This is a genomic window from Kribbella sp. NPDC050241 (genome assembly GCF_044459685.1).
Lineage (GTDB): Bacteria > Actinomycetota > Actinomycetes > Propionibacteriales > Kribbellaceae > Kribbella.
In genome coordinates, this window is record NZ_JBITJE010000015.1 from 86425 (window position 1) to 102754 (window position 16330).

Sequence of the window (16330 nt, forward strand, 5' to 3'; positions counted from 1 at the left end):
GTGTGAGTGGTTTGGGTGTGGCTGAAGTACCGCACACCGTTTCCTGTCGAGGTTTGTGCGCTGTCCAGGGACAAGGAACCTACGACTCGATGCCCACAGGAGAGTGTGCAGATCGACAGGTAGTGCACCCGCGATACACCGTACACAGAGCGCACGCACGCTCAACTGCACTACCCTCCGACCGGATACCTCCTGTCCAACTGCGGCGCACGCACCGCCGCAGGAGTGTCGGCGGGGCCGATTAGCGTCTGGGCATGGACGAGACGCAGCGGACTCGGGATGTCGTGGGGCGGTACTTCGCGACGATGGCGGGGCGGGAGTGGGACGCGTTCGGGGAACTGCTGAGTGCGGACGTGGTTTACGAGCTGCCGCAGACTCGGGAACGGATTGTGGGGCGGGCGAAGTACCTACAGTTCAACCGGGAGTATCCGGGCGACTGGACCGCCATCGTGACGCGATTGATCGTGGACGGGACCAGCGCGGCCGGATCGATGAACTTCACCGTGGGTGACGAAGAGATGGTCGGGCTGGTGTACCTCGAGCTCGACGACGGGCTGATCACCCGGATCACGGATTTCTGGCCCGAGTCGTACGACCCGCCCGCCGGGCGGGAACACCTTGTGGAGCGGGTTGTATCGGCGACCGATCGAATCTCCTGAGAGTTGTGCTCCGAAGACCCTGAGAGTTCCCTGAAAGCCCGGCGTTCCGGCGATTTCGTCACTTAGGGTTGCTGGATGGAGAGCCTGACCTGTCCCAAGTGCCGAGGCGCGATGCGCACCTACGAACGCAGCGGCGTCACCGTCGACCAGTGCGGCGAGTGTCGCGGGATCTTCCTCGACCGGGGTGAACTGGAGCGGCTGGTGGATGCCGAGCTCGAGTACAACAGCCCGCAGCCGCGCCACGAGGAGAAGCGGCACGACGACCGCCGCTACGACAACGATCGCCGCTACGACAATGACCGGCGGTACGACGACGACCGCCGCTACGACAAGGATCGCAAGTACGACCCGCGCTACGGGAACCAGCAGTACCCGCGCAAGAAGAAGAAGTCCTTCCTGGAAGAACTCTTCGACTGAAGCAGTCAGCGGCGGAGGGCGATGACGGTGCCTTGGGCGATCGCGCACAGGGTGACGTCGCCGGCGTCGTCGACGGTCGACAGCCGGCAGGTACAGGTGGCCTGCCGGCTGCCGGCGTGCGCGACCGTCGCCTCGGCTCGCAGTACGGCGCCTTGGGCCGGACGGAGGTAGCTGATCGTGAACCCACCGGTCAGCACCTCCGGGCCCAGCGCCGTACCGCCGGCGAAGGTGATCGCGTTGTCGGCCGCGTAACCGAGGACTCCCCCGTGCAGGAAGCCGTTCTGCTGCCGAAGTTCGTCCCGGATGTCCAGCTCGAGGGTCGCGGCACCGTCGCCGAAGGCGGTCAGCCGCGCGCCGAGCAGCACGCTGAACGGTTGCGCGGCGAGCACCTTCTCGGCCAGTTCGAACGTCAGCTCCATGCCGACAGGCTAACCAGCCGGTGGCTGCGGACATCCGACCATCATGCCGTCAGCGAAAGGCCGTCAAGACCTGGACCAGGGATTCAGTTCTGGTCGTAAAGGTAGACAGACTGAAAGAAATTGCGGACGACACCCGGACCGCGGCTGAGGGCTAGTGGCGGCGGCCGTGGAGGGCCGGCTCGCGCTCCTCTTCGGTCGTGCCGCCCCAGACGCCGTACGCTTCACCGACGATCAGGGCGTGTTCGCGGCACTCACGCCGTACCGGGCAGGTCCGGCAGAGCGCCTTGGCGAGCACCTCGCGGGCGTGTTTGCGCAGGCCGCGTTCGGACTCCGCGGCGAAGAACAGCTCCGGGTCGACCTCGGCGCAGGCGGCTTGGTCCTGCCAGGCCCAGTTCTCGAGCAGCGGGGACGGTAGGCCCTCCGGGGCCTTGGCCACCGCTCCGGCGGGCGGTTTGCGCCGTCTCATGACGGGCTCCTCGGCTGCGCTGTCATGGTGTGACACCTCGGCATCGGTCGGTCAGCCGCGGCTGGATCCACAACCGCGGGCATTTGTCCTGGTACCCGTCCGCAAACCCTCGGGGCTATCGTCAGCACGTGACCACGCCTCCGGTGACCCTTCGCCCGATGACCGAGACCGAGTTCCAGCAGTGGAAGGACCGCAGCGCCGAGTCGTTCGCCGCCGGCATCGGACCGGCCCGTGGCCTGGACCCCGCGGAGGCGCTCGAGTTCGCGCATCGCGAGACGGACAAGCTCCTCCCCGACGGTCGCGCCAGCGAGAACACCCTGATCTGGATGGCCTGTGACGGTGACCAGGTGATCGGCAGCCTGTGGATCAGCACCAAACCGAGGATCCCGTTCATCTACGGCATCGAGGTGGACTCCGGCTACCGCGGCAAGGGCTACGGCCGGGCGATCATGCTGGCCGGCGAGGAGGAGTGCCGGCGGCTCGGGCACACCCAGCTGGACCTGAACGTGTTCGGCAACAACACCACAGCGATCAGCCTCTACAACTCGCTCGGCTACACCGTCACCTCGCAGCAGATGCGCAAGGAACTCTGACGTGGGGCCGCGATGACCTGGTGGGTCCTGCATGTGGACATGGATCAGTTCATCGCCGCCGTGGAGATCCGGCGGCGGCCCGAGCTGCGCGGTCTGCCGGTGGTCGTCGGTGGGTCCGGGGATCCGACCCAACCGCGGCAGGTCGTCGCCACCGCGTCGTACGAGGCTCGTGAGTACGGCGTGCATTCGGGGATGCCGGTGCGGGCGGCGTACAAGAAGTGCCCGCAGGCTGTGTTCCTGCCGTCCGATCCGGCCGCTTACGAGGCGGCGTCGACCGAGGTGATGGACACGCTACGGTCGTTCCCGGTCGTGGTCGAGGTGTGGGGCTGGGACGAATGCTTCGTCGGCGCGGAGACCGACGACCCCGAGCAACTCGCGGCCGATCTCCGCGCCGCCGTCGCGGAACGGACCACGCTGACCTGCTCGGTCGGCATCGGCGACAACAAGACCCGCGCCAAGCTGGCGACCACGTTCGCGAAGCAGGCGCGGTCGCATGCGACGCCGTTCGAGGACGCCAGTACGGCGGATGGCGCGGTGCAGCACCGTGAGGTCGACGGCGTCTACCGGCTGACCGGCGCGAACTGGCGTGAGGTGATGGACCACCGGGCCGTGCGTGAACTGTGGGGTATCGGCAGCCGGATGGAACGGAACCTCAACGAGCTCGGCATCCTCACCGTTGCCGACCTGGCCGCCGCGGACGTCGACGTACTGCGGAAGCGGTTCGGCCCGAACATGGGCGCCTGGTACGCCGCCCTGGGTCGCGGACTCGGGGACACCCAGGTGACCGACGTACCGCGCGAACCGGTGTCGCGCAGTCGCGAGGAGACGTTCGCGGAGGACCTGGTCGAACGCGCCGAGGTGGAGGAGCAGTTGCGCCGGATCGCGGTCGAGGTGACGCGGGACGTGGTCGCCGAAGGCCGCAGCATCCAGCGGATCTGGGTGAAGGTCCGCTTCATCAGCTTCTACACCCCGATCAAGAGCCGGAAGCTCCCGGAGATCACCCAGGACCCCGAGGTCATCGCCGCCACCGCCCTCGCCCTGCTGGAGAAGTTCGAACTCCGCCGCCCCATCCGCCTCCTCGGCGTCCGCCTCGAATTCGCCCCGCCTCAGGACAGCGTGTAGGTGCGGGAGGCCGTGGTGCTGAAGACTGCTTCGCGCTCCGCGGGACTCAGCCTGGCTGTCAGAGTCTCCGCTGTGTCGACCACCTGGGCGTACGTCGCGGCCAGCAGACAGACGGGCCAGTCGGAACCGAACATCACACGGTCGGGGCCGAAGGCATCCAGTACGACGTCGGCGTACGGCTGGAGGTCGGCCGGCTTCCAATTGGTCCACGATGCCTCGGTGACCATCCCGGAGAGCTTGCAGGTGACGTTCGGCAGCGCTGCCAGCTCACGCAGCTGACTTGCCCACGGCTCCAGGGGCTCACCGATCACGGGCTTGGAGATGTGGTCGACGACGAAGGTCAACTGGGGGCACGCGCGAGCGGTCGAGATGGCGGCCGGGAGGTGTGGAGTCTTGGTCAGGAGGTCGTAGACCAGACCGGCGTCGGCGACTGCGGCGAGGCCGCGCCGAACCTCGGGCCGGAGAAGCCAGTCGACATCAGGCTCGTCGTGGACCTGGTGGCGGATTCCCTTCAAATACAGGCCATCCGGCCGGGCCAACAGCCCGGACAACGCCGTCGCCACGTCATCGGCCGTGAGATCCACCCACCCGACCACCCCCGCGACCAGCTCGTTGCTCTCAGCAACCTCCAGGAACTCGACCGTCTCCTCCACCAACCCGACGGTCTGCACCAGAACCGTCGCCGTGACATCTGCGGCCGCGGCCAACGGCGCCAGATCCTCGACGGCGAAGTTGCGCCGGATCGGGTCCAGCTCCGGGCCGGCCATCCAGCTCTGCTCACGGACGGTCAGATCCCAGACGTGGTGATGGGCATCGACTCTGCTCATGCCACTCTCCGATCGTCGATCGCGTCGCGGTCCCAATCGATACCCAACCCGGGCGCGTCGGGCGCGACAGCGTGTCCGTCCACCACAGCCATCTCGGACCGCGTGATCGCCCGCAGCTGCGGGATGTGCTCGACGTACCGTCCGTTCGGTACGGCGGCCGTCAGACTCACGTGCAGTTCCATCAGGAAGTGCGGGCAGATCTCGAGGTTGAACGCCTCGGCCAGGTGCGCGACCTTGAGCCACGGGGTGATCCCGCCGATCCGGGCCACGTCGGCCTGAACGATCCCGGCGCCACCAGCGGCGACGTACTCGCGGAACTGCGAGATCGAGTACAGCGACTCGCCGACCGCGATCGGGATCGACGTCGACGCCGCGAGCCGGACGTGGCCGGTCACGTCGTCGGCCGGCAGCGGCTCCTCGAACCACGCCAGGTCTACGGCCTCGAACGCGGCGGCCCGTCGCTTGGCTTCGGCGTACGTCATCGACTGGTTCGCGTCGACCATGATGTCCAGCGCGGGACCGACCGCGTCCCGGACCGCCCGGAGCCGGTCGAGATCCTCGTGGACCCGCGGCTTGCCGACCTTGAGCTTGACGCCCGGCCAGCCCGCCTGCTGCGACGCCAGTGCGCCCGCGACGAGCTCATCGGTTGTCAGGTGCAACCAACCGCCCTCGGTGTCGTACAGCGGGACCTGCTGACGGAACCCGCCTGCCAGCCGCCACAACGGCTCACCGGCGCGCAGGCACCGCAGATCCCACAGCGCGGTGTCCACCGAGGCCAGGGCCAGCGAGGTGATCGCTCCGACCGTCGTGGCGTGCGTGGACCAGAACAGGTCCGACCACAACCCCTCGACGTTGCGCGCGTCGGCACCCACCAGTCGCGGCAGCAGGTGATCTCGCAGCAGCGCCAGTACGGCGGTGCCGCCCGTGCCGATCGTGTAGGAGTACCCGAGTCCCACCGCTCCGTCCGAGGTCTCCAGTTCGACGAAGACCGTCTCCTGCTTCAGGAAGGACTGCACCGCGTCGGTCCGGACCGTCTCGACCTCCAGGTCCACCAGGAACGCCTCGGCCCGGGTTACCGTCGTACCGGCCGGCAGCCCGACTGGTGCGATCCGGCGGGACAGGGTGGTCATGGGCGGCTCCAGATCCTATAGGATATTGCCAACCTGATGCTGCCGCCTCACACTGGACGCGTCAAGACTTGTCCAGGTAACGATGCGGGTCGGGCAGAATTGGCCTCGATCCACGATCGAGGCTCGGGCTTCGGGAGGAGCGACGGTGACGGATGCGCATGTGGGTCTGGCGGGGCAGCTCTCGCGCCTGCCCCAGCGACAGGTATTGAGCGACGACGTCTACGAGACGGTCAAGGGCTTGATCATGGACAGCGTGGTGCAGCCGGGCACCCGGCTGAACATCGATGCGCTGACCCGCGAACTGGGCATCTCCCAGACCCCGATCCGGGAGTCGCTGGCGCGGCTGGAGTCCGACGGACTGGTGATCAAGGAGCCGCTGCGCGGTTACCGGGTGTCGTCCCGGCTGACCCGGGACGAGTTCGACGACCTGTTCGAGTACCGGCTGCACATCGAGCCGTGGGCGGCCGGGCGCGCCGCCCAGCGGGCCGGCACCGAGGACCTGGCCCGGCTCAAGGCCGAGATGCTGAGCTACACCGACGTACCGGACCGCCCGGCGTACGAGAGCTACCGGGCGATGGCGGCGCACGACCAGCGCTTCCACGACCTGGTGCTGGAACTGTCCGGCAACGAGACCGCCCGGCTGTCCTTTGCGCGGACACACTGCCACCTGCACCTGTTCCGGCTGTACTACGGTGGCGGCATCGCGACAAAGGCGTTGCGGGAGCACAAGACTGTCGTGACCGCCGTCCGCAAGGGCGACCCGGAGGAGGCGGCCGCGGCGATGCGGGCGCATATCGAGGCCTCCCGGGCCCGGTTGCGGCCGATCTTCGACCAGGAATGACTCACCCAGGGAGATCTTTGTGGAACTGCTGCGCCTCGGCGCGGTCGGTGAGGAGCGCCCGTACGTGCGCGCCGCCGACGGCACCGTTCACGACCTGAGCTCCGTCACCGCCGAAATCGACGGCGCTTTCCTGTCCGGCGACGGCATCGCCCGGGCCCGCACCGCGCTCGAGGCAGGCGACCTGCCGGCCGTCGACGTCGAAGGGCTGCGGATCGGCGCCCCGATCGCCAGGCCTGGCGCGGTGGTCTGCATCGGCCAGAACTACGCCGCCCACGCGGCCGAGTCCGGCGCCGAGCCGCCGAAGCAGCCGATCGTCTTCTTCAAGACCCCGAACACGGTCGTCGGCCCGTACGACGACGTCCTCGTCCCGCGCGGTTCGACCAAGACCGACTGGGAGGTCGAGCTCGCCGTCGTCATCGGCAAGCAGGCCCGGTACGTCGACTCGGACGCGGAAGCGCTGGCGTGCATCGCCGGGTACACGGTGTCCAACGACGTGTCCGAGCGGGCCTTCCAGCTCGAGCAGTCCGGCGGCCAGTGGTCCAAGGGCAAGTGCTGCGAGACGTTCAACCCGCTCGGCCCGGCGCTGGTCCCGGCCGACGAGATCGGCGACCCGCAGAACCTCGACTTGAAATCCTGGGTCAACGGGGAGCCGCGGCAGGCCTCCAACACCCGGGACATGATCTTCAGCGTCGCGGCACTGATCCGCGACCTGTCGCAGTACATGACGCTCGACCCGGGCGACATCGTCAACACCGGCACCCCGGAGGGCGTCGCGCTGTCCGGCAGGTTCCCGTACCTCGCGCCCGGCGACACGATGGAGCTGGAGATCCAGGGCCTCGGCCGGCAGAAGCAGACCCTCGGAAAGGCCTGATCCGAAACTGTCCCCGGCCGGCCCTAGTGTCGGCCGGGTGACCGATCATCTCGCCGACATCCGGACGTCGTACGACGCTGTCGCCGTCTCGTACGCCGAGCTCGTGCAGGAAGGCCCGCCGTTCGAGGCGCCGACTCTCGACCTGTTCGGGAAGCTCGCCGAAGGTGGGCCGGTGCTGGACGTGGGGTGCGGACCGGGCCGGGTGGTCGGCCTGCTCGCTGACCGTGGTCTGCCGGTGATCGGAATCGACCTGTCCCCCGGGATGATCGACATCGCCCGGCGGGACCATCCCGGTCTGGACTACCGGGTCGGTTCGATGACCGCGCTGGACCTGCCCGATGGCGAGCTCGGCGGAGTGGTGTCGTGGTGGTCTGTCATCCACCTGCCTCGCGACGTGGTCCCGCAGGCCTTTGCCGAGTTCCACCGCGTCCTGCGGTCCGGTGGGGTTCTGCTGATGGGGTTCCACGTCGGTGCGAAGTCGACGCACAAGACCTCCGGGTACGGCGGCCACCCGATGAACATCTACGTCCATCGGTGGCTGCCTGAGGGACTCACCGCGATCGCAGTCGCCGCCGGCTTCACGCCGTACCTCGACTCCGCGATCCCCGATGAGTGCCTGATGTTCCGTAGGTAATCCGGTGGCGGTGACACCCGGCGTACGCGACGCTCGGCGCATGACTTCGCACGTTCGCACGGTGACCTTCGACGCCCACGACCCCTACGAGCTGGCCGGCTTCTGGCTGCAGGTGCTGAGAGCGCCGCGCCCCGACGACGACGCGCCGGACGACCCGTACGCCGCAGTCGTCACGGACTCGATGACGCTGCTCTTCGGCCAGAACGACGACGAGAAGGTGGTCAAGAACCGCGTCCACCTCTGCCTCGAGCCGGACGGTCTGCGCGACGCGGAGGTCGAGTGGTTGCTCACCATCGGCGCCACCATCGCCAACGACCACCGCGAACCCGACGGCACCGGCTGGGTCGTCATGCACGACCCTGAAGGCAACGAGTTCTGTGTACTCCGCAGCGCCGCCGAACGAGCCGCCACCAGTTGACCGTCAGGCCGTCCCCAGTTGGCTCAGAGGTCGTCGGTGACGGGGGTTTGGCCGGTGAAGGTCAGGCGCCAGTCTGTGGTGCTGGCGTCTACGGTGAGGTCGTAGCCGTCGCGGTTCGCGGTGAGGTGGTGGTGGTCGCCTTCGACCGGGGCGACCTCGACCTTCCAGCCGCAGCCGTCGAGGGTTTCGGCGGCGAAGCCGATGTGGGCCTCGGGGTCGGGCGAAGTCGGGTCGCCGGTTTCGACTGTGATCGTGCAGACCGACTCCGGACCACGGTCGTCCGACAGGGCTTCCTGGCTGACCGGGCCGACGTCGTGCGTCACCGTCGGTGTCTGGCCAGGGACGACGATCGCCGCGACCGCGAGCAGTTCCAAGCGGAGGAAGTTACGGGCTTCGGTGAGCGTCATATCCCGGTCCTACACCTTGGCGGCCACTCTGGCGACGCCAGACAGCGATTCGTACGTCAGGCGAAGGCCAAAGACCAGGAACCCTCGTGCAGCGAGAGCCGGACCCGGGCAAGCGGCCGGACGTCCACGTGCCGGAGCGACTCAGCTGGCGCGTCCAGGACGTAGAGCACGGCCGCCCGCACGACCGCCGGATGGACGACGGCCACGACGGTACGCCGCTCACCGGGCAGCTCACCGAGGTCGCCGAGCCAGTCGGCGACCCGGGTGAGTACGTCGTTCTCCGATTCGCCGCCCGGCGTCGCCGTGTGCGGGCGCTCCAGCCATGCCGTGACACGTTCCGGATCGGCCCCGAGCAACTCCTCGAGTCCGCGTCCGGACCAATCGCCGTACTCGCGGTCCCGCAGCGCCGGCTCGACGACGGGCGTCAGGCCGAGCGCCTCCGCGGTCCGTACGGCGGCCACCTCGGGACCGGCGAAGACCGCGTCGGCCTCGACCGTCAGCTCACGCGCCGCGTCGACACCGGACGGATCCGGCTCGTGGTCACCACCGAGCACAAGTCCACGCAACCCAGGGGTCAGTGCATGGGCGACCAGCGTCAGCGACACGCTCAAGCGGCAACCACCTTCTGTCGGGACAGCCGGTGGTCCACCGCGGCGGCGTACCCGAATCCGAGCAGGAGCCACAGCGTCGCCTGCGTACCGAGTGAGGCGAACCGGAACTGCCACAGCAGCGTAGCGGGGAACGACCCCGGAACCTCGTTGATCGACGGCAGGATCTGGTACGCGATCACGATCGTGACGAGGAAGGCAGCCGCGCCGCCGGCCAGCCGGGCGACGTCGCCGTACCGTGCGGCCCAACGCGATGCCGCGACACCGGCCCAGACCGCGAGCAGTCCGATCACGAGCGTCAGCAGATAGGTCACCGTACGGCGGGTGATCGTGTCCGGATCGCCGACCGCGGGTGGATTCGGTGGATATTTGAGGAACGGGACCAGCACGATCCCGACGAAGCCGGCAGCGGCCATGCCGAGAGCGGCGTACGGATCACGTTCGGTCCGCAGCTTGCGCCGCAGCAGCGTGAAGGCGACGGCGAACATCCCGCCGAGCGCGATGCCGTACAGGGTGGTCGCGAGGAACAGCCCGGCCTTCTGGCCGTCGCGGCTGACGAGCGGTTCCTCTTCGGCGGCGGCTTCAGCACCGTCGCCATGGTCGTGGGTATGCGCGGCACCGGCCTCTTCGATCGCGATCGCGGCGTCGACGTGCGGTTCGCCCGTCACGTACGCGAACGTTCCGGCCAGCAGGCCGGCGAAGAGTCCGATGATCAGTCCGCGCACCAGGAGCGATCCGAAGGTGCGCATGGGGTTAATGGCAGGGCACGCCGAGCAGGTGGCGACCGTCGTGCATCAACTCGTGCAGGTACATGCCCGAGTGCGACACCGCACCTTGGTCGAACATGACGAGGTAGCCGAGCAGGAGCAGTACGCCGAAGCTGAGCAGGGCGGCGGCGAGGAGCCGGGGTGAATAGGCCGGTACGGCGACCGAGCGGGCAGGAGCTGCCATCTGAACCTCCTGGGGAAGTGCGCGTCCCCTTCGAAAGGCTGCTGGTGCCCGAGCGTCCTGACTCACGAGCTGAGCTCGCTCACAGTGGCGCGGCCGTGCCGGACTCTCACCGGCTTCCCTCATGGCACCGCAGGTTGTCCCCCGAACCGTAGCGGTGGGGATGGAGAGGGGTCAACGCGTGGGACGGCCGGGTGACGTTCCCCACCCCCGGACCTACTCTGGGCAGATGCCGTCCGCTCATCACCTGGTCGCCTTCGCGATCACCGCGTTCATCATCATCGTCGTCCCCGGTCCGAGCGTGCTGTTCATCGTCGGGCGGGCCCTCGCGGTCGGCCGCCGGGAAGCGGTGCTGACCATGGTCGGCAACACCATCGGAGCCGCCGTGATGCTGGTCGCGGTCGCCCTCGGACTCGGCATACTGATCGCGGCCAGTGCGATCGCCCTGACCGTGGTGAAGCTCGCGGGCGCGGCGTACCTGATCTATCTCGGGGTGCACGCCTTCCGCACCCGCAAGTCGCTGGTCGAGGCGATGACCAGCGGGGTCAAGCCGGGCAACAGCCGGCGGACCATGCGCCAGGGCTTCCTGGTCGGAGTCACCAACGCCAAGACCGCGGTCTTCTTCGCCGCCGCGCTGCCGCAGTTCGTCGACAAGGGCGCGGCCAGCCCGGCCTGGCTCCAGATCCTCGTCCTCGGCCTGGTCTTCATCCTGATCGCGCTCTGCTCGGACAGCGTCTGGGCCGTGGTGGCCGGCACCGCGCGCGAGTGGTTCGCCCGCTCGCCGCGCCGGCTCGAACTGGTCGGCGGCACCGGCGGTCTGATGATCATCGGCCTCGGCGCCAGCATCGCCGTGACCGGCTCTAAGGAGTAGCGGTACGCCGGCCGGCCTGGACACCGAGCAGCGCGAGCACGGCAGGCAGACCGAACGCAACCAGGTACGCCGTCAGCGCGGAATGCGGCTCGAGTGCCGCGAAGAGCGAACCGCCGATCGCCAGGATCGTTGCCGTGGCCAACGAGTCGCTCAGCTGCGCGGCCGAGCTGTTGGCGCCCTGCTCCTCGCATTCGGAGTAGTCCAGCACGAGTACGGACAGCGTCGGGAAGACCGTGCCCATGCCGAGTCCGGTGAGGCTCCAGCCGAGGATGCCGACGACGACCGGCACGTTGTCGTTCAGGGTCAGCGTGGCGGTCACGATGCCGAGCAGGATCGCGACCATGCCGGCCTGCAGGAAGACCGAGTGCGAGAACGGCTGGTTCGGGCGGCCGCGGTACCACGAGGCGGCGGTCCAGCTGAGTGCGCTGACGGTCAGCACCAGACCGGCGACGGCCGGGGACAGGCCACGCTCACGGGTGAGCATCAGCGGCAGGAACACCTCGGCACCGAAGCCGGACGCCGCAACCAGCCCGCGCAGCGCGACCACCGACGGCAGACCGCGTCCGAAGGTGAAGGTTCCACGCGGCAGCAGCTTCGGCGCGAAGGCGACCACGCCGCCGAGCCCGACCGCGAGCAACGCGAGCTGGAGTACGCCGTGCTGCTGGCCGCCGTAGTGGAGCAGACCAACCCCGACCGCGGCCGCGACCGCCCACAGCGCTCGCCTGTCCCACAGCCGTCCCGGGAGGGGTTCGTGTGTGCTGCCTCTGAGCCCGGGCCGCATCACCAGCGCCGCCGGGATCGCGAGGGCCGGCACGGCGAGGAAGACGATGCGCCAGCTGGCGTTCTCGACGATCAGCCCCGCGATCGCGGGGCCGACCAGCGAGGGGACCACCCAGCCGGTCGCGAAGGCGGCGAAGATGCGCGGCCGCAGCCGGGCCGGGTACAGCTGCCCGACGACGACGTACAGCGCGACCGTGAGCAGACCTGAGCCGAAGCCCTGGATGATCCGGCCCACGACCAGGATCTCCATGGTCGGAGCCAGGCCTGCGATGATCAGACCGGCCAGGAACCAGGCGGTCCCGTGCCAGAGCGGGCGGGTCGGGCCCTTGAGGTCACTCCAGGTGCCGGAGACGACCATCGCGATCACGCCGGAGGCGAGCGGTCCGCCGAAGGCGAGTGCGTACAGACTGAGTCCGTCGAGTGCCTGCGCGACGGTCGGCATCGCGGTCGTGACGGCGAGCGACTCGAACGCGACCAGAGTGATCAACGCGACCATCCCGACCGTCAGCGCGCGGTACTGCGGCGCGAGAACGCCGCCGGACGGGGCCGGGGTGCCCTGGTCGAGGGTGGGCTCGGCAGCAATGGTCATGCCAAGAACCCTCAGACATCAAGGGCACTTGAAGTCAACCCCGAGTCAGAGAACGGCTGCGAGCACCAGGGCGAGGATCGGCGGAACCGCCTGGGTGGCCGCGGCCCGCGCCATCCGGCGGTCCGAGGCGATCAGGACGATGCCGGCACCGGCCATGCACGCGCAGCTGAACAGCGCGATGGCGTGGCCCTTGTCGCCGCCCCAGATCAGGCCGCCGATCGCGCCGATGGCCAGGAACAGGTTGTAGAAGCCCTGGTTGAAAGCCCACGGCCGAGCAGTCGCCGCCTCCGTCTCGTCCTTGATCAGGAACCGGTGGTAGGTGCTCGGTTTGCGGAACAGCAGGCTCTCCATGGCGAACACCGCGACGTGGAAGACCCCGGCCAATGCCACGAACACCTGCGCGACAACGCTCATGCCGGAAACGTAGCGGGTTCTCAGCTGCTCCAGTCGAAGGCGCGAGCAGGGTTGGCGGTGAAGACCGCATCCGCCACCTCGGCACCCAGCCGCCGCGCGATCCGCGGCCGGAGATGGGTCAGCAGGTACGGCATGCCGGGGCCCTCACCGGTCGCGCCCCGCGCACGGGCCGTCGTCGTGTCGCCGCCGAGCAGCAGCCGGTCGGCGTACCCGGCGTCGGCGAGCGCGGCCAGGCAGTCGATCAGCCACGGGTCGGTCGCGTGATTCGCCCGTGACGGCCCGTCGAACGCCAGCCACGCACCCCGCTCGGCCAGCTCGAGATGCCCACGATGATCAGGGAACCGGTTCAGGTGCCCGAGGACCACCCTGGCGGGCGGTACGGCGAGCTCGTCCACCAGCAGATCGAGTACGGCGTCCGGCGCGGTCCCGAGTTCGTGATGCACCGCGATCGGTGCGCCGGTCGCATGATGCGCCTCGGCGGCGGCCCGCATCACCCAGCGGGCATGGGAATCCAGCACATGGTAGCCACCGGCAACCTTGATCAGCCCGGCGCGGATCGGACTGTTGCCCATGCCAACGGTCAGCTCGGCGTGGAAGATCTCGGCCAGCTTCGGGCGGACCTGGTCGACGAAGCCTTCCGGGTAGAGCTCGACGCGGTGCAGTCCGGTGGCGGCGATCAGCGAAACGCCTGTGGTGGTTGAGATTCCGGGCAATGCGTCGACTCGGCGCCCCAGACCATGCGGCGTCCACTGCACGATCGCTTGACCCCCGGCCGCGGCGAAGGCTCGCGTCTCGGCCAGGGCCGCGTCCACGTCGTCCAGCTCCTGCCCCGCGAGGAACGGCGTACTGAAGAACAGGTGGTCGTGCGAGTCGGTGACGCCGAGCTGGTCCGGCCGGATGTCACCGGTGACGGTGCGGATCACTGCGCCTCCTTGTAACGGTTGAAGCGTTACTAACGTAACGGGCGAGGCGTTACGATGTCCAGGTGGTTGATCGGATGGAGTTCCGGATGGATCTCGGCGCGACGTGGCTGAACCTGCTCGCCACGCGCGGAACGCACTTCGGGGAGAACCCGGTGGAGCGGCTGCCGACGGTCGAGCGGTTCACGGAATGGCTCGACCTGGTGGAACTGCGGCCGGTGCGGAAGGTGACGTCGGCGGACCTCGATCGGGCCTGGGAGCTACGGGAGATCCTGCGACCGATCGCGCTCGCGACGGTGGACGGCGTACCCCCTGATGCGGCGGCGGTAGAGGCGCTCGCGACGTTTCTCGAGGGCGACTCGCCGGTGCTGACGGTGACTGATCGGCTCGAACGCTCCCGTCCACGGACGACGGCGGACGCGCTGTGCCGGATCGCCCGTCAGGCCGTCGATCATCTGACCGGTCCCGAGCGCGCCTTCCTCTCCGCCTGTCCCGAACACGACTGCCGAGGCGTGTTCACCGACCCCACCGGCCGCCGCCGTTGGTGCCCCAACCCCACCTGCGCCAGCAGAGGCCGAGTCCGAGCTCACCGAGCCCGCAAACACGCGGAAACCGCCGGCCAAGCTGACTGAGAGTCAGCCCGACCGACGGTTGCCTATAGCAACTTCAAGAGCTCCGGCAGGACGCGTGGCCTCCGGCCGACGACGATCGCGCCTCCCCGGCCGACGCCGCGGCGACAGCCGGGAATGCGATCAGCGGCTCCGGCGGGAGGCGCGGGTGCCGGCGGAGAACGCGGCCGCTCCGCCCGACCGCGAGGTCGAGCCGGCCGCGGGAGCCGGGCGCTTGGCAGACCCCGAGGAGGCTGCGCCGCCCGGGCGGCCTGCGCCGGGCGCCTGAGCGCCTCGGCCACCACGCCGGCGGCGACCACCGCCACCACGACCCCCGGCACCACGACCGCCCGCACCGCGGCTTGCGGAGGCGGACTCCGCCGAACCTCGGCCATTCGACGAACGGCCTGGAGCGGCGGCTCCTGCGGCTGCGAGCTGCGGAGCTACGAAGGTGCGCTCGCCCGGAGCCAGCTCGGAGAGCAGCGGGTCGCCGGTGGTGAGCTTGGTGACGGTCGGCGCGATACCGGCCTTGCGAGTGAGGTCGCGCACGTCGCGAACCTGGGCGTCGGTCATCAGCGTGACGACCGTGCCCTCGGCGCCGGCGCGGGCAGTCCGGCCGGAGCGGTGCAGGTACGCCTTGTGCTCGATCGGCGGATCCGCGTGGATCACCAGCGCAACGTCGTCGACGTGGATTCCCCGGGCCGCGATGTCGGTGGCGACGAGTGTCTTCGCCGTACCCTCCGAGAAGGCTTCGAGGTTCCGGGTGCGGGCGCCCTGGGACAGGTTGCCGTGCAGTTCGACCGCCGGTACGCCCTGCGCGATCAGCTTCTTGGTCAGCGACTTCGCGCCGTACTTCGTCCTGGTGAAGACCAGCGACCGTCCCGGTGCCGCTGTCAGGTCGACGAGCACGGGGAGCCGGGTGTCGGGCTGGACGTGCAGCACGTGGTGGGTCATCTTCGAGACCGGCGACTGCGCCGAGTCCACGCTGTGCGTGACCGGGTCGGTCATGAACCGCTGCACGAGGACATCGACGCCCGCGTCCAGCGTGGCCGAGAACAGCAACCGCTGCGCTCCTGCCGGGGTCGCCTCGAGGATCCGCCGTACCGCGGGCAGGAAGCCGAGGTCCGCCATGTGGTCGGCCTCGTCGAGCACGGTGATCTCGACCGCGTCGAGCTTCACGTGCCCGGCCTGGAGATGGTCCTCGAGCCGTCCCGGGCAGGCGACGACGATGTCGGCACCCTTGCGCAGTCCGGTGATCTGCGGACCATGGCCGACACCACCGAAGATGGTCATCGTGCGCAGGTCGAGCGCGTCGGTCAGTGGTGTGATGGACGCCTGGATCTGGGTGGCCAGTTCGCGCGTCGGCGCCAGGATGAGCGCACGCGGGTGATTCGGACGCCGCTTGGTCCGGCCGGCGGCCAACCGGGCCAGCACGGGCAGCACGAAGGCGTAGGTCTTGCCGGATCCGGTCCGGCCGCGGCCGAGAACGTCCTTGCCGGCCAGAGCATCCGGCAGTGTCGCCGCCTGGATCGGGAAGGGCTTGGTCACCCCGGTCGCCGCGAGCGCGGCCACCAGGGACGCCCGTACGCCGAGGTCCGCGAACGTCAAGTTGTCCGGGACAACTACTTCCGCGACCTGTTCGTAAGCCTCCCGCGTGACGGCCTTGTTGCTCTGAGCAACCTTCGGCCGCGGGGCGCCGTCGGAACGGCGACGCCGGCGGGGACGGGAGGTGGAGGGTGTTTGGGCAGATTGCGTTGATGTCGGGCGGCGGGCCGCCATGTAGTACTC

General features: G+C 69.1%; 22 protein-coding genes and 1 riboswitch. Of the genes, 10 read left to right on the forward strand and 12 right to left on the reverse strand.

The window, feature by feature from the left end; genetic code table 11:
* The first annotated feature begins 254 nt into the window (after window positions 1–254).
* The gene (locus tag ACIBG5_RS39570; RefSeq protein ID WP_396397067.1) at window positions 255–659 is read left to right on the forward strand and encodes a nuclear transport factor 2 family protein; all 405 of its coding nucleotides are present in this window, start codon (window positions 255–257) and stop codon (window positions 657–659) included.
* A 75-nt stretch (window positions 660–734) separates the two neighbouring features.
* Entirely contained in the window at window positions 735–1076 is a 342-nt protein-coding gene (locus ACIBG5_RS39575) for a zf-TFIIB domain-containing protein (RefSeq protein ID WP_360454011.1), read from the forward strand.
* A 5-nt stretch (window positions 1077–1081) separates the two neighbouring features.
* On the opposite strand, the gene ACIBG5_RS39580 is transcribed toward ACIBG5_RS39575, so the two are convergent.
* Entirely contained in the window at window positions 1082–1495 is a 414-nt protein-coding gene (locus ACIBG5_RS39580) for a PaaI family thioesterase (protein ID WP_396397069.1), read from the reverse strand.
* 151 nt (window positions 1496–1646) lie between these two features.
* Complete coding sequence (locus ACIBG5_RS39585) at window positions 1647–1961, reverse strand: WhiB family transcriptional regulator (RefSeq protein ID WP_396397070.1); 315 nt, start codon at window positions 1959–1961, stop codon at window positions 1647–1649.
* 158 nt (window positions 1962–2119) lie between these two features.
* Here ACIBG5_RS39585 and ACIBG5_RS39590 point away from each other — a divergent pair, with 158 nt between their 5' ends.
* Window positions 2120–2554 (forward strand): GNAT family N-acetyltransferase, encoded by a 435-nt coding sequence (locus ACIBG5_RS39590; RefSeq protein WP_396397071.1) that lies wholly within the window; start codon window positions 2120–2122, stop codon window positions 2552–2554.
* A gap of 12 nt (window positions 2555–2566) precedes the next feature.
* The gene (locus tag ACIBG5_RS39595) at window positions 2567–3676 is read left to right on the forward strand and encodes a DNA polymerase IV (protein ID WP_396397072.1); all 1110 of its coding nucleotides are present in this window, start codon (window positions 2567–2569) and stop codon (window positions 3674–3676) included.
* On the opposite strand, the gene ACIBG5_RS39600 is transcribed toward ACIBG5_RS39595, so the two are convergent.
* Both ACIBG5_RS39600 and ACIBG5_RS39605 read right to left on the reverse strand, forming a co-directional pair.
* Window positions 3661–4503 (reverse strand): amidohydrolase family protein, encoded by an 843-nt coding sequence (locus ACIBG5_RS39600; protein WP_396397073.1) that lies wholly within the window; start codon window positions 4501–4503, stop codon window positions 3661–3663. The two genes, ACIBG5_RS39595 and ACIBG5_RS39600, sit on opposite strands and share 16 nt — an antisense overlap.
* Entirely contained in the window at window positions 4500–5633 is a 1134-nt protein-coding gene (locus ACIBG5_RS39605) for a mandelate racemase/muconate lactonizing enzyme family protein (protein WP_396397074.1), read from the reverse strand. The genes ACIBG5_RS39600 and ACIBG5_RS39605 overlap by 4 nt, the downstream gene beginning before the upstream one ends.
* Before the next feature lie 145 nt (window positions 5634–5778).
* Here ACIBG5_RS39605 and ACIBG5_RS39610 point away from each other — a divergent pair, with 145 nt between their 5' ends.
* From ACIBG5_RS39610 to ACIBG5_RS39625, 4 genes are read left to right on the forward strand one after another with little or no spacing between them, the layout of a single operon-like run.
* The gene (locus ACIBG5_RS39610; RefSeq protein WP_131511899.1) at window positions 5779–6474 is read left to right on the forward strand and encodes a GntR family transcriptional regulator; all 696 of its coding nucleotides are present in this window, start codon (window positions 5779–5781) and stop codon (window positions 6472–6474) included.
* Window positions 6475–6493: 19 nt separating this feature from the next.
* Window positions 6494–7345 carry a fumarylacetoacetate hydrolase family protein gene (locus tag ACIBG5_RS39615; protein ID WP_396397076.1) on the forward strand — a complete coding sequence of 284 codons (852 nt, stop codon included), beginning with the start codon at window positions 6494–6496 and terminating at the stop codon, window positions 7343–7345.
* 37 nt (window positions 7346–7382) lie between these two features.
* A complete protein-coding gene (locus tag ACIBG5_RS39620) occupies window positions 7383–7979 on the forward strand; it encodes a class I SAM-dependent methyltransferase (protein ID WP_396397078.1) in 597 nt (198 codons plus the stop codon).
* A 40-nt stretch (window positions 7980–8019) separates the two neighbouring features.
* Entirely contained in the window at window positions 8020–8397 is a 378-nt protein-coding gene (locus ACIBG5_RS39625) for a VOC family protein (protein WP_396397079.1), read from the forward strand.
* Window positions 8398–8420: 23 nt separating this feature from the next.
* On the opposite strand, the gene ACIBG5_RS39630 is transcribed toward ACIBG5_RS39625, so the two are convergent.
* From ACIBG5_RS39630 to ACIBG5_RS39645, 4 genes are read right to left on the reverse strand one after another with little or no spacing between them, the layout of a single operon-like run.
* The gene (locus ACIBG5_RS39630; protein ID WP_396397080.1) at window positions 8421–8804 is read right to left on the reverse strand and encodes a hypothetical protein; all 384 of its coding nucleotides are present in this window, start codon (window positions 8802–8804) and stop codon (window positions 8421–8423) included.
* Between the two features lie 56 nt (window positions 8805–8860).
* Window positions 8861–9409 (reverse strand): histidine phosphatase family protein, encoded by a 549-nt coding sequence (locus tag ACIBG5_RS39635; RefSeq protein ID WP_396397179.1) that lies wholly within the window; start codon window positions 9407–9409, stop codon window positions 8861–8863.
* Window positions 9410–9411: 2 nt separating this feature from the next.
* Window positions 9412–10161, reverse strand: coding sequence for a CbtA family protein (locus ACIBG5_RS39640; RefSeq protein WP_396397081.1), 750 nt, complete (start codon window positions 10159–10161; stop codon window positions 9412–9414).
* Between the two features lie 4 nt (window positions 10162–10165).
* Complete coding sequence (locus ACIBG5_RS39645) at window positions 10166–10363, reverse strand: CbtB-domain containing protein (RefSeq protein ID WP_360454052.1); 198 nt, start codon at window positions 10361–10363, stop codon at window positions 10166–10168.
* A 52-nt stretch (window positions 10364–10415) separates the two neighbouring features.
* Window positions 10416–10481: riboswitch (cobalamin riboswitch) on the reverse strand.
* 108 nt (window positions 10482–10589) lie between these two features.
* Here ACIBG5_RS39645 and ACIBG5_RS39650 point away from each other — a divergent pair.
* Window positions 10590–11231, forward strand: coding sequence for a LysE family translocator (locus ACIBG5_RS39650; RefSeq protein ID WP_396397082.1), 642 nt, complete (start codon window positions 10590–10592; stop codon window positions 11229–11231).
* Here the strand turns inward: ACIBG5_RS39650 and ACIBG5_RS39655 are convergent.
* The 3 genes from ACIBG5_RS39655 to ACIBG5_RS39665 are packed head-to-tail and all read right to left on the reverse strand — an operon-like array spanning window position 11221 to window position 13937.
* Window positions 11221–12600, reverse strand: a complete 1380-nt coding sequence (locus tag ACIBG5_RS39655; protein WP_396397084.1) for an MFS transporter — start codon at window positions 12598–12600, stop codon at window positions 11221–11223. The two genes, ACIBG5_RS39650 and ACIBG5_RS39655, sit on opposite strands and share 11 nt — an antisense overlap.
* 45 nt (window positions 12601–12645) lie before the next feature.
* A complete protein-coding gene (locus ACIBG5_RS39660) occupies window positions 12646–13014 on the reverse strand; it encodes a DUF1304 domain-containing protein (RefSeq protein ID WP_396397085.1) in 369 nt (122 codons plus the stop codon).
* 20 nt (window positions 13015–13034) lie between these two features.
* Window positions 13035–13937: a phosphotriesterase gene (locus ACIBG5_RS39665; RefSeq protein WP_396397086.1), complete on the reverse strand. Its 903-nt coding sequence runs from the start codon at window positions 13935–13937 to the stop codon at window positions 13035–13037.
* 62 nt (window positions 13938–13999) lie between these two features.
* Here ACIBG5_RS39665 and ACIBG5_RS39670 point away from each other — a divergent pair, with 62 nt between their 5' ends.
* On the forward strand, window positions 14000–14566 hold the full coding sequence (locus tag ACIBG5_RS39670) for a CGNR zinc finger domain-containing protein (protein WP_396397087.1): 567 nt from the start codon (window positions 14000–14002) through the stop codon (window positions 14564–14566).
* Between the two features lie 120 nt (window positions 14567–14686).
* Here the strand turns inward: ACIBG5_RS39670 and ACIBG5_RS39675 are convergent, their stop codons facing one another.
* Window positions 14687–16150 (reverse strand): DEAD/DEAH box helicase, encoded by a 1464-nt coding sequence (locus ACIBG5_RS39675; protein WP_396397089.1) that lies wholly within the window; start codon window positions 16148–16150, stop codon window positions 14687–14689.
* Window positions 16151–16330: the final 180 nt, after the last annotated feature.